This window comes from Pseudoalteromonas sp. SR41-4, from assembly GCF_014163985.1.
GTDB lineage: Bacteria > Pseudomonadota > Gammaproteobacteria > Enterobacterales > Alteromonadaceae > Pseudoalteromonas > Pseudoalteromonas rhizosphaerae.
This window is the reverse complement of sequence record NZ_JACJEI010000002.1, coordinates 106,905-120,092: the sequence shown is the minus strand read 5'-3', so window position 1 is coordinate 120,092 and position 13,188 is coordinate 106,905. Positions and strand designations below refer to the sequence as shown.

11 protein-coding genes are annotated in these 13,188 nt (G+C 40.8%); 6 read left to right on the top strand and 5 right to left on the bottom strand.

Annotation, left to right across the window (positions count from 1 at the left end; all coding sequences use genetic code 11):
• Window positions 1–7: 7 nt before the first annotated feature.
• The gene (gene carA, locus H5180_RS02175; protein ID WP_145233083.1) at window positions 8–1,144 is read right to left on the bottom strand and encodes a glutamine-hydrolyzing carbamoyl-phosphate synthase small subunit; all 1,137 of its coding nucleotides are present in this window, start codon (window positions 1,142–1,144) and stop codon (window positions 8–10) included.
• A 207-nt stretch (window positions 1,145–1,351) separates the two neighbouring features.
• Window positions 1,352–2,149, bottom strand: a complete 798-nt coding sequence (dapB, locus tag H5180_RS02170) for a 4-hydroxy-tetrahydrodipicolinate reductase (protein WP_145233082.1) — start codon at window positions 2,147–2,149, stop codon at window positions 1,352–1,354.
• A 271-nt stretch (window positions 2,150–2,420) separates the two neighbouring features.
• On the opposite strand from dapB, the gene H5180_RS02165 reads away from it, so the two are divergent.
• Window positions 2,421–3,734: a Na+/H+ antiporter NhaC family protein gene (locus H5180_RS02165; protein ID WP_182757643.1), complete on the top strand. Its 1,314-nt coding sequence runs from the start codon at window positions 2,421–2,423 to the stop codon at window positions 3,732–3,734.
• A gap of 75 nt (window positions 3,735–3,809) precedes the next feature.
• Window positions 3,810–4,592, top strand: a complete 783-nt coding sequence (locus H5180_RS02160) for a nucleoside-binding protein (protein WP_145233081.1) — start codon at window positions 3,810–3,812, stop codon at window positions 4,590–4,592.
• A gap of 85 nt (window positions 4,593–4,677) precedes the next feature.
• Here H5180_RS02160 and H5180_RS02155 read toward each other — a convergent pair whose 3' ends face one another.
• The 3 genes from H5180_RS02155 to pssA all read right to left on the bottom strand — a co-directional run bounded on the left by H5180_RS02155 (window position 4,678) and on the right by pssA (window position 7,134).
• Window positions 4,678–5,208 carry a GNAT family N-acetyltransferase gene (locus H5180_RS02155; RefSeq protein WP_145233080.1) on the bottom strand — a complete coding sequence of 177 codons (531 nt, stop codon included), beginning with the start codon at window positions 5,206–5,208 and terminating at the stop codon, window positions 4,678–4,680.
• Window positions 5,209–5,661, bottom strand: coding sequence for a GNAT family N-acetyltransferase (locus H5180_RS02150; RefSeq protein ID WP_182731287.1), 453 nt, complete (start codon window positions 5,659–5,661; stop codon window positions 5,209–5,211). It abuts the gene before it with no gap.
• A gap of 147 nt (window positions 5,662–5,808) precedes the next feature.
• Window positions 5,809–7,134: a CDP-diacylglycerol--serine O-phosphatidyltransferase gene (gene pssA, locus H5180_RS02145; protein ID WP_149982341.1), complete on the bottom strand. Its 1,326-nt coding sequence runs from the start codon at window positions 7,132–7,134 to the stop codon at window positions 5,809–5,811.
• 288 nt (window positions 7,135–7,422) lie between these two features.
• On the opposite strand from pssA, the gene trxB reads away from it, so the two are divergent.
• From trxB to H5180_RS02125, 4 genes are all read left to right on the top strand, one after another.
• Window positions 7,423–8,373, top strand: a complete 951-nt coding sequence (gene trxB, locus H5180_RS02140) for a thioredoxin-disulfide reductase (RefSeq protein ID WP_182717361.1) — start codon at window positions 7,423–7,425, stop codon at window positions 8,371–8,373.
• Window positions 8,374–8,700: 327 nt separating this feature from the next.
• A complete protein-coding gene (locus tag H5180_RS02135; protein WP_182717360.1) occupies window positions 8,701–11,514 on the top strand; it encodes a bifunctional aconitate hydratase 2/2-methylisocitrate dehydratase in 2,814 nt (937 codons plus the stop codon).
• 178 nt (window positions 11,515–11,692) lie between these two features.
• Window positions 11,693–12,409, top strand: coding sequence for a leucyl/phenylalanyl-tRNA--protein transferase (gene aat, locus H5180_RS02130; protein ID WP_182757593.1), 717 nt, complete (start codon window positions 11,693–11,695; stop codon window positions 12,407–12,409).
• Window positions 12,402–13,106: an arginyltransferase gene (locus tag H5180_RS02125; RefSeq protein WP_182717359.1), complete on the top strand. Its 705-nt coding sequence runs from the start codon at window positions 12,402–12,404 to the stop codon at window positions 13,104–13,106. Before aat ends, H5180_RS02125 begins: the two co-directional genes overlap by 8 nt.
• Window positions 13,107–13,188: the final 82 nt, after the last annotated feature.

Here is a 13,188-nt window from a genome sequence, read left to right as displayed (position 1 = left end):
GGTTTAATTAGTTGTTACGCGCTTGCATCAAATCGATGAAGTGGTCAAATAATGGGGCTGCATCGTGTGGACCTGGGCTTGCTTCAGGGTGACCTTGGAAGCTAAAAGCAGGTTTGTCGGTGCGGTGAATACCTTGCAACGTTCCGTCAAATAACGATTTATGCGTAGCACGAAGGTTATCAGGTAACGTTGTTTCATCGGCAGCAAAACCATGGTTTTGCGCAGTGATCATTACTACGTTACGGTCTAAATCTTTCACTGGGTGGTTACCACCGTGATGACCAAACTTCATTTTCACTGTTTTTGCACCCGAGGCAAGGGCTAACAATTGGTGACCTAAACATATACCAAAAATAGGAATTTCAGTTTCTAAAAAGGCTTTAATTGCTTCAATGGCGTAAGTACACGGTTCTGGATCGCCCGGGCCATTCGATAAAAAGATACCATCTGGGTTAAGTGCTAACACGTCAGCTGCCGAGGTTTGTGCAGGTACAACGGTTAATTTACAACCACGGTCTACAAGCATACGGAGAATATTACGCTTCACACCGAAATCATAAGCAACAACGTGAAACTTTTCATCGGCTGCGTTTAGAGTTTTGAACCCTGCGCCTAATGTCCAGCTTGATTCACGCCACTCGAAATTTTCCTTGGTTGATACTACTTTCGCTAAATCCATACCTTTTAAGCCTGGGAAGGCTTGCGCAGCTGCGAGCGCTTGGTTTTCATCTAATTCGTCACCTGCAATAATACAACCGTTTTGAGCGCCTTTATCGCGCAAAATACGGGTAAGCTTACGGGTGTCGATGTCTGCAATACCTAAGATATTACGTTCTTTTAAGTAATCATCTAACGATTGCTCGTTACGGAAATTACTTGCTAGCAGTGGCAAATCACGGATCACTAGGCCTTTAGCCCAAATGTGACTCGCTTCTTCGTCTTCGCTGTTAGTACCCGTATTACCTATGTGTGGGTACGTCAAAGTTACGATTTGTTCCGCGTATGAAGGGTCAGTCAGAATTTCCTGATAACCAGTCATTGATGTATTGAATACTACTTCACCGACAGACATGCCGTCAGCGCCGATTGCAGTACCGCGAAACACTGTGCCGTCTTCTAGAACTAACAGAGCGGATTTAGTCAAGTTAACCTCCTAACAGTAAAAAACGGGAGTAAAGTCATTTGCTTTACTACCCGTTTATAGCGATTGGAAACACGCAATTATGAATTTTTGGCAAATTAGCGCTATTTTATAGTAATTTGCCTTTTAGGTCTAACCCTATTTCAATAATCAGTAAAAATAAGCCCTATAAGCCAAAAAAGCCACCAAACACCCAAAAAAGTAACTAAACTACTTCAAGTCGAGGACATCTTGCATGTCATAAAGTCCTGCAGGCTTATTTTTCAACCAGCCCGCAGCTCTTACTGCGCCTAATGCAAAGGTCATTCGAGAACTTGCTTTATGAGTTAATTCAAGCCTTTCGCCAGAAGTTGCGAAATATGCGGTATGTTCACCAACTATATCTCCGCCTCGGAGCACCGAATAACCAATTTCATTTTGCGATTTTTCTGTTTCTACTCGGCTGCGATCAAATACCGCAACCTCATCATGCACCCACCCTTTTGCATCGGCAATTGCTTCACCAATGGCAAGTGCAGTGCCTGATGGCGCATCTATTTTATGGCGATGATGCGCTTCAAAAATTTCGATATCTAAATCATCACCGAATTTAGTGGCGGCGGTTTGCACTAAATTCAACAGTAAATTTACGCCTACGCTGTAATTTCGCGCAAACACAATTGGAATCTGCTTGGCAGCCGTTTGTAACGCCAGCATATCGTCGTCATTTAAACCGGTGGTGCCAATCACCATCGGGATATTTTGTGCAACGGCTGTTTTTAAATGCTCACGCATACCCGCTGGGAGCGTAAAATCAATCAGTACGTCGGTATTGTCAACGTTGCGTTCATCACTAAAATTAATTGTCGCAGGTGCTGCGCTATTTAATTGATTAACGGCAATATTTAATAAGGGAGAACTGCTGCGTACATAGGCTGCACTAAGCTCGGTATGATTATTTTTGTGAGCGGCTTCAATTAATGCCAAGCCCATTCTTCCGTTTGCGCCAAATACGCCTATTCGATTCATATTAATAACCTATGCATTTTTTGAGTTGGCTAGATTTTATCTAAAACTCGTGTAATAGTCAGGTAAGCCTTTTAAAAAATAATAATAACAGATACCCATAGACTTTAGCCATCTATACATTTAAACTTCTTTCTTTGCGCCGATTTGGTCTTTGGCTTGCGGGCGCTGTTGAGGTACTTATCATTGTGGTAGGTATGACAACTAAATTCAGCTAAAAGAGGGATGTTTTGGCTGTGTTAGTTGTGCAAGAAGTTATCTAACGAGGAATATGATGCAGCCATCATTTAATAAAACAACAGCAAAACTATCTTTGCTCCCCCTATTAACCTTTGTGGCCTTATTTTTAGGCGCGGGTTTATACCTGCAATCACAAGGGGTCGATTACGCTTTTTATCAGCTCCCTGCCCCTGTTGCTATTTTACCGGCGATTATGCTGGCGTTTATGTTAAATAAAAACACCATTAACCACAGTGTAGAAACCTTTATAAAAGGTGCCGGTCACAACAACATCATTACCATGTGCTTAATTTATTTACTTGCTGGGGCATTTTCTGCCATCGCAGGTGCAACAGGTGGCGTGGATGCGGTTGTTAACGCCGGTTTATCACTTATTCCACCAGCATTACTTTTACCGGGCTTATTTTTAATTGCAGCGGTAGTATCTACGGCCATGGGTACTTCAATGGGTACTATCGGGGCGATTGGCCCGATTGCGTATGCGGTCTCTATTAAAACCGGTATTGATCCAGCATTAATGGCCGGTACGATTGTGTCAGGTGCGATGTTTGGCGATAACTTATCAATTATTTCTGATACCACCATTGCTGCAACGCGTACCCAAGGCTGTGAGATGAAAGATAAATTCCGTGAGAATTTAAAAATCGCATTGCCAGCAGCTATCCTCACTATTGGTTTATTATTCTTTTTAACTCCTGCGGCTCAAGCAGTAGAAACTAAAGATTACGATATTCTATTAGTACTACCTTATGCATTTATTTTAGTACTAGCGGTGATGGGCTTTAATGTATTTGTGGTGCTGTTCAGCGGTATTATATTTGCGGCACTGATGGGCTTTACTGGCAGTTATGAAGGTGCCAGCTTTGTAAAAGACATTTATAAGGGCTTTACTGATATGCAAGAAATATTCTTGCTGTCGATGTTTATTGGTGGCTTATCAGAGTTTATTCGTATTAACGGTGGCCTTGATTATATCGCGCAAAAGATTCAAGCCATTACTAAAGTCATTGCAAAATGGCACCGAAAAGTGGCAGATCAACTTGGTATTGCCGCGTTAGTTATGACCAGCAACGTATGTATAGCGAATAATACCGTGTCGATTATTGTTGCCGGTCCTATCGCCAAAAAACTTGCCGATGATGGTGAGATCAGCGGTAAGCGTTCAGCAAGCTTACTGGATATTTTCGCCTGTGTTACGCAAGGATCTCTCCCTTATGGTGCACAAGCGTTACTACTTGGCGCAACATTTAAAATTAGCCCGTGGCAAGTATCAACCTCATCTTACTACTGCTTTATATTGGCATTTACTGCTATAGCTGTAATTTGCCTACGCCGAAATAAGGCATAAATACTTAAGCAGATGCGCTCAAGTTTGGGCGTATCTGCTATACTTTGCACTTTACTCCCCATTAAACATATAGTTATGAATATAAAATCAACATTATCTTTATTCGCCCTTTGTGCAGTTAGTTCATCTAGCTTTGCTGCAAATTGGAGCACAACGCAACTACATTTAAACTACGGCGATTTTAAAAACCCATTTACTGAACAAGAAGCAGGTACATCAATCGCTTCACTGCAACACGCCTCTGGCTATGACTATGGTGATAACTTTTTCTTCATAGATTACATTAATGATAATGTTGATGATGGCTATCAAGACCGTGACTTTTATGGCGAATGGTATTCAACTTTTAGCCTTTCTAAAATAACCGGTAATGACTTTTCGTTTGGCGCTATTGCTGACGTTGGATTAACAGCGGGCTTTAACGCCGCAGGTGATGCTAAGGTATTGAAGTATTTACCCGGTGTTAAAGTAAATTGGCAAGCGCCAGGATTTAGTTTTTTATCAACCCTAGTTACGGCCTATATAGATGATAACGAGGGTGTTGCGCGTGGCGGCGCGCCTATTGAAACTAACAGCTGGATGCTAGATGTTGCATGGGGTTACCCGTTTTCGATTGGTTCACAAAAATTTAATATAACTGGCCATGTTGAATATATTGCTGAGCGCGAAAATGAATTTGGTGAAGATGTTAAGGAGTGGATCTTAGCGCAGCCTATCATTACTTGGGACTTGGGTAATGCCATCAGCATGAAAGAAAACACCTTACTACTTGGCCTTGAGTGGCAATATTGGCACAACAAGCTAGGGACCGATACCACTGAGTCGGTACCGCAATTTCATGTTGAGTGGACGTTTTAGCGAGTTAGCGAGTTAGCGAGTTAGCGAGAATAATAAAGCGCGATATTAATTGTATTGCGCTTTTTTTACTTTCCATGAACACAGATCACGTTAGCTTTATTTCATAAACACCTAAACGCTGCTGTTGCTGATTAGCAAGGAAGATTGATGTCTCTTTTTGATAATATTTAAATTGTGCGCCTGCGCGTTGCACAACCTTTATACTCGCTAAGTTTTCCTCTAAACAACAAAACTCAATCACTTTTGCATGACTATTATTTTTTATATAAGGCACTATTTTAGTAAGCACTTGATTCATGGCTCTTTGCCCGCGTGCAAAATCAGCTAACCAATAACCGCATTCAGCATCCTTACTGTCAGGATCAATGTGTTTAATACCAAATACACCGCTTAAGCGATCCTCTATATATACCGCAAACCACTGAGAACCTGCTTTACCGCTGTGTAGTCGTTCATATATATAACGTTTAGTTGAATTAACATCTATTACGTAATCCACCCAAGGTAAAAATTGACTCAGATTTTCCCGACTATCGGCGATAACTTGGTAAAGTTCAACTGCGTGACTAATATCTAATGGCTTTAAAGTTATTGAATCTGAAATCACCAGTTCCATTTAGTCAGCCTCAACTACTTTTGCTAAACGCATATGTAGCAGCGGAAACGGCTTTCCTTGACCATCTAATTCAGAGCGCCCTATTTGCTCAAACCCTCTACTTAAATAAAAACCATGGGCTTTAGGGTTTTGCTCGTTAACATCAACATGAGTTGCCGCTAAATTATCAATCGCGTAATTAATTAAGAACGTGCCAACCCCCTTCGCAAAGAAAGTCGGCTCAACAAACAGCATTTCAATATTGCCGCCAGCAACGCCAATAAACCCAATTATTTTTCCACTGTTGTCTTTACAACAAAAAAGACTAACAGCATCAAAATAATGTGTCAAAATCAATGGTTTCAGTTCATCTATGTGTTGTTGGGTTAAAAAGTCATGGGTATGAGAAACGCAAGCTTCCCAGATCTCAATTAAAGAGGCGTAATCTTTTTGCTCGGCGGATTTAATAAGCATTGTTAGTTCCTTTGAATATTAAAATAACCATCATCAGTTTTGCAAAAATATTGTAGCGGAGTTGGGCAACAGCTCCGAGGCTAAATCAACAAAAAGCAGCGTAACCGCTGCTTTTATAGTACTTACATTTTAGTCTCTAACTTTGCGTTAAATAAAACGCTTAATAATAAAATCAACTTTGACACGCTTAGCTTGCCCCAGCAGTTTTTTAACCGCTGGCGGGTAATCGTCCATGGTTTCTAAATCTTCGGCACCGTTTAAACGACGACAGTGTTGTAATATCTCGGCTCTTTCATTGTCGATTGCTGGCATGAGACTTTGCTCAGGATCTTCTAATAAAATGCCATTTTCGATATCTAATCCCCAGGCACGAGGATTTAAATTATGACCACTCAATAAATGATATTTACGATCAGCACAAATACCTTTCAAATGAAATGAGTTACTTTCATGCTGCCACAAATACACATTTAAATTACCGTTAATAATATGGCGCTTTTGCGATTTTAAAAATTTATGCAAAATCGTTTCATACAAGTATGGCAAAGCACCTATTTTACTAAATGGTTCACTTGGTGGCAGGTAAAAATCATTCGCCGTTTTATCGCCTACTACGATTGTTACTTGCTTGCCCTGTTTTAGTAAGCGGCGCAAGGAACGCATTAACGGTGCAGGAAAATTAAAGTATGGGGTATACAGCACTAACTCTTGCTCGGTGGCATCAAATAAGGATTTGATCACACGATTAAGCTCGTTATTACGTCGTCCCAGTCCTAAAAATAGTCGCACGCCAAGTGCTTGCTCATTTTGCTCCACACTGTGAGCGTAGTTAGCTTGCTTTAATGAACGCATCAATTGTTTTTGTGCGATTTTAATATCATTAAACTTTGTTAAAGGCCGCACATCAATACGTGGAACGGCTTCAGAACTCAACAATTCATGTTCAATAAAGTCAATCACAGAATCACATAGTGAGGCCTGCTCGACTAAAAAATAGCGATCTAACCGGTAGCGCTCTTGATACTGCAAATACACATTATTTAAACTCGCACCGCTGTAAAGCAGCGTATCATCAATTACAAAACCTTTTAAATGCAGCACCCCAAAAAGTTCTTTTGCTTTTACTGGTACGCCAAAAATTTGTACATTTGATTGATATTTTTCTTGATATTCACAATATAAACTGGCGTTACCATCTGACTTTGCCGCACCAATTAAACCGCGTTGGGCACGATGAAAGTCAACCAACACTTTTACATCTAATGCGGGGTTTGCTAATGAAGCCTGATGTAACGCTGCTAACACTTCACGCCCTGCTTCATCATCTTGCAGATAAAGTGTCGTAATATAAATACGTGTTTTTGCCTGCGCAATCAGTGCTAGTAAATGCGTGCGATATTCTTGTGCATTGGTTAAGACGTTAACGTCTTTTGAAGTCAACCCGTACGCGGGTTTTTCCTGCCAAAATAACATAATTGCCTATTCACTTAGGTCACCCTTAATCAGGGTCACAAATCAAAATTAGTTAAAACATATCAAAAAAACACAGCTTGGTCATGAATTAACGTCGCATGCTGAGTTAATACTGAATTAATAGCTCAGATATCATACAAATCGTACACTTATCATGATTCTAGTACACAATATTTGACAGCTTTGTGATTTAGAAAAAAAAATAATCGCCGCTTTTATTTACTTCCCTCTTGTTTCTCTTAAAATCGAGCGCATTAATACGCTATTAAACGTTTAGGATATAAAAACATGAGTGAAGTAAAACATTGTAAGTTGCTAATTTTAGGATCTGGACCTGCGGGTTACACTGCAGCAGTTTACGCAGCACGCGCAAATTTAAACCCGGTATTGATCACCGGTATGCAACAAGGCGGTCAACTTACAACAACGACTGAAGTTGAAAACTGGCCGGGCGATGCTCACGGTTTAACAGGTCCTGCATTAATGGATCGTATGAAAGAGCATGCCGAGCGTTTTGAAACTGAAATTGTCTTTGATCACATTCACACTGTTGATGTAACTAAGCGCCCTTTCACGCTAACTGGCGACCAAGGTACTTACACGTGTGATGCGCTGATCATTGCAACGGGTGCATCTGCTAAGTACTTGGGCCTAGAGTCTGAAACTAACTTCCAAGGCCGTGGTGTGTCTGCCTGTGCAACCTGTGATGGTTTTTTCTATAAAGGTCAAAAAGTTGCGGTTGTTGGTGGTGGTAATACTGCGGTTGAAGAAGCGCTTTATTTATCGAACATTGCTGATGAAGTACATGTAATTCACCGTCGTGATAGCTTCCGCAGTGAAAAAATCTTAGCCGATCGCCTCGCTGAAAAAGCAGCAAACGGTAACGTAGTCATGCATTATAACCGTACGCTTGATGAAGTACTGGGCGACCAAATGGGTGTTACCGGTGTTCGTATCAAGGATGCAAACTCAGAAGCCACTGAAGAAATTGATTTAGCGGGCGTATTTATTGCAATTGGTCATAAACCAAATACTGATATGTTTGTTGGCCAACTTGAAATGAAAGACGGCTACTTAGTGGTTGAGTCAGGCCTAAACGGCAATGCAACACAAACAAGTGTACCAGGTGTTTTTGCTGCAGGTGATGTGTCTGATCATATCTACCGTCAAGCAATCACTTCTGCTGGTACTGGCTGTATGGCAGCACTTGATGCTGAGCGTTTCTTAGATAACCTATAAGTTTACACAACATATAGTAAGGGCTGAATTTTCAGCCCTTTTCTTGTGGCACAAAATTATAAAGGCTCATCCAACACCGAAAAGTACTCATTGCAGTCGCATCAACATTCACCACACTTATACTCGGAATCAATCATATTTATACAATTAATGGCTTAGGTGCGATAGGATCTAAGTTCGAGCAATGAATATCGTCAAAGTATAGTAAGTAAAACTAGCTATAATTATAGTTAGGCAGAAAAGCTTTATTCATTTAGGCATTACTAGAGACTGTAAAATCAGTTAAAATGCTTAACTTCATATCAAGTAAAATACCGAGAGTTTTCTATGAGTTTGTATACAAAATATATGGAAGAAATCCAAACCCGTAAAACGGAGCTTGGATTAAACCCACAACCAATCGATAGCGCTGAACTAGTATCAGAAATCATTAATCAAATTAAAGATACTAATAACGAGCACCGTAAAGATTCACTGCATTTCTTTATTTTTAATACATTACCAGGAACAACCAGTGCTGCGGGCGTTAAAGCACAGTTTCTAAAAGAAATTATTTTGGGTGAAGAGCAAGTTGCAGAGATCACTCCAGAATTCGCATTTGAACTGCTTTCACACATGAAAGGCGGCCCGTCAATTGAAATGCTAATTGATTTAGTATTTGCTGATGACGCAACAATCGCAGCACAAGCGGCTGAAGTACTTAAGACTCAAGTATTCTTATACGATGCAGATATGGCGCGCATAAAAGCGGCATACGAAGCAGGCAATGCTATTGCTAAAGAGTTACTAGAGAGTTTCGCACAAGCTGAATTCTTCACAAAATTACCTGACATCGAAGAAAAAATCGATGTAGTAACCTATATTGCCGGTGAAGGCGACATCTCAACTGATTTACTATCTCCAGGTAACCAAGCACATTCACGTGCTGACCGTGAATTACACGGTAAATGCATGATCACTGAAGAAGCACAGCAAGAAATTGTTGCACTTCAAAAGAAACACCCTAACGCTAAAGTAATGCTTATTGCTGAAAAAGGCACGATGGGCGTTGGTTCATCTCGTATGTCTGGTGTGAATAACGTAGCACTTTGGGCGGGTAAACAAGCAAGCCCATACGTTCCTTTCATCAACATTGCCCCTGTTGTTGCAGGTACTAATGGTATTGCGCCAATCTTCTTAACAACCGTTGATGTAACTGGCGGTATTGGTCTTGACCTTAAAAACTGGGTTAAAAAAGTAGACGCAAACGGCAATACAGTGACTGATGACAATGGTGATGCAGTGCTTGAAGAAGCGTACTCTGTTGCTACCGGTACTGTGTTAACAATCAATACTAAAGAGAAAAAGCTTTATAACGGTGATAAAGAACTTGTTGATATTTCGTCAGCATTCACACCGCAAAAAGTTGAATTCATGAGAGCCGGTGGTTCTTACGCTGTTGTATTCGGTAAAAAACTACAAACGTTTGCTGCTGAAACACTCGGCATTGAAACTCCACTTGTGTATGCACCTTCAAAAGAAATTTCACATGAAGGCCAAGGCTTAACAGCGGTTGAAAAAATCTTTAACCGTAATGCAGTAGGTGTACTATCTGATACACCACTTCATGCAGGCTCAAATGTTCGCGTTAAAGTGAACATCGTTGGTTCGCAAGATACAACCGGCCCAATGACAGCACAAGAATTAGAAGCCATGGCTGCTTCTACGATTTCACCTCTTGTTGATGGTGCATATCAGTCTGGTTGTCACACTGCATCTGTATGGGATAGCAAAGCGCAAGCAAACATTCCTAAACTAATGGCGTTCATGAATAAGTTTGGTTTGATCACTGCACGTGACCCGAAAGGCGTTTATCATGCAATGACTGACGTTATTCACAAAGTATTGAACGACATTACTATTGATGACCGCGCAATCATCATCGGTGGTGACTCGCATACACGTATGTCTAAAGGTGTTGCCTTTGGTGCCGACTCGGGTACGGTTGCTGTTGCACTTGCAACGGGTGAATCAGCGATGCCAATTCCTGATTCAGTTAAAGTTACGTTTAAAGGCAAAATGGCTAAGCACATGGATTTCCGCGACGTTGTACATGCAACGCAAGCGCAAATGCTTAAGCAATTTGGTGGCGAAAACGTGTTCCAAGGTCGCATCATTGAAGTGCATATTGGTACTCTTATGGCTGACCAAGCGTTTACCTTCACTGACTGGACTGCAGAGATGAAAGCGAAAGCATCAATCTGTATTTCAAATGATGAAACGTTAATTAAGTCAATTGAACTTGCTAAGTCACGTATCCAGATCATGATCAACAAAGGGATGGATAACGAGGCGCAAACGCTACAAGGTCTAATCGACTTAGCCGACAAGCGTATTGCAGGTATTCAATCTGGTGAAGAGCCAGCACTTTCTCCAGACGATAATGCTAAATACCACGCAGAAGTTGTGGTTGATTTAGACCAAATCGTTGAGCCAATGATTGCCGATCCAGATGTAAATAACGATGATGTTTCTAAGCGTTATACTCACGATGTGATCCGCCCTGTTTCTTTTTACAACGACAAGCCTGTTGATTTAGCTTTTGTTGGTTCGTGTATGGTTCATAAAGGCGATATGAAAATTATTGCTCACATGCTACGTAACCTTGAGAAGAAAAACGGTTCTATCTCATTCAAAGCGCCATTGGTCGTTGCGCCACCAACATATAACATTGTTGATGAGCTTAAAGCGGAAGGCGATTGGGATATCCTTGCTAAATACGCAGGGTTTGAATTTGACGATGCAAAACCAAAAACGGCTGCACGTACTAAGTATGAAAATATCTTATACCTAGAACGCCCTGGTTGTAACCTATGTATGGGTAACCAAGAAAAAGCTGAACCTGGTGACACTGTTATCGCAACGTCAACACGTCTGTTCCAAGGCCGTGTAGTAGCTGATACATCTGAGAAAAAAGGTGAGTCACTACTGGGTTCAACGCCAGTTGTAGTACTTTCTTCTGTTCTTGGTCGTTTCCCGACTATCGAAGAGTATAAGTCTGCAGTTGAAGGTATTGACCTTACATCGTTTGTACCTGTTGAAGAAGCGATGACAACTAAGTTCAACGCAGGTCAAGCAGTACCCGTAAAAGTGGTTAGCTAATTCGATTAGTTAATGGTTCAATTAAGCGCGTTTTTTAACGCGCTTTTTTTATGCCTACAATTTGCCTATCATAAGTAAGCGCTGTACGAGGGGATGGATAACACAATAATTTGTGGTTTGTGAATTTAAAGCAACAGGTTACACTTTATCTTGACCATTCAGTTATTCAATCGGTGTTATGACTAAACAACTTTATCAACTCGCTAAAAGCCACTTTGCTTTTCCTGATCCCACCCATGCATTAGATGATCCAGATGGTTTACTTGCCATTGGTGGATGCTTATCTGTAACGCGATTAAAAAATGCCTATCGCTACGGTATTTTTCCATGGTTTAGTGAATACGAGCCAATTATGTGGTGGTCGCCAAGTATGCGCGGCATCATTGAACTCGATGAATTTCATATTAGCCGAAGCTTACGCAAGCATCTGAAAAAAAATCCGGTTAAAGTGACTATTAATACCGAATTTACTCAGGTGATTGAAGCCTGTCGCCAACAACGATTAGAAACCGATGGCACCTGGATCACAAAAAAAATGCTCAACGCTTATAAAGATGCACATAAAGCAGGCTTAGCGCATAGTTTAGAAATCTGGTCAGACGACAAACTTGTTGGTGGCTTGTACGGTATTATGCAGCATGGCGTATTTTGCGGCGAATCAATGTTCCATCATCAAGCTAATTGTTCAAAATTAGCCATGTGGGCATTGGTCAATTGGTTGAAACGTCACCATGCGCATTTTATTGACTGTCAGCTTGAGAATCCTTATTTAGTCACTTTAGGTGAAAAAGTGCTACCGCGCTCAGAATTTTTAACTAAACTAAAACAAGCAGAAGAGTTTATTATTCCAACAACAATGTGGCAACCTAAGGAGCTTATCGCTATTTATGACTGAACACTTACCTGCTCGTTTAGGTTTAAGCCAACAATTTGATTGTAGCTACCTAGCCGATCGCCAAGAGCAATTATTAGTCATTTTGGATCCAAGTTGTTATACCCCGGGCAAATTTGAGCAATTACTGGCCCTCGGTTTTCGCCGTAGTGGTGACCAAATTTACCGACCACACTGCCCTGTTTGCAGCGCATGTAAGTCTGTGCGTGTATTAGCTAAGGCATTTTTACCGACAAAATCACAAAAACGTAAACTTAATAAAGCAAAAAATGCCTTTTGCGTGAAATACTCAGACCAACAACGCCCTGAATACTTTCCGTTATACAGTAAATACATTACCGAGCGTCACCAAGACGGTTCTATGTACCCACCAGAACAAAGTCAGTTTAACAGCTTTATATTTTGTCACTGGTTACCAATTACTTTTATTGAATTATGGGACCAAGAGAAACTGGTTGCAGTGGCGGTAACTGATTGTATGCACAACGCTGTTTCTGCTATTTACACTTTTTTTGATCCTGATTATGAGCACTTCAGTGTGGGCACAATTATGATTTTAGAGCAGCTCAAATTCGCCAAACAATACGATAAAGAATTTGTCTATTTAGGTTATCAAATTGATGAATGTGCAAAAATGCGTTACAAAACCCAATTTTTACCTGCCCAAAATAGGGTTGCAGACCAGTGGCTGGCTATTTAATTTACAAAAATGCCTACTGCGGCTTTACTTATTGGTGTATTTTCGGCAGAATCTGCATCGTTTAACTATTAAAGAGGTGTTA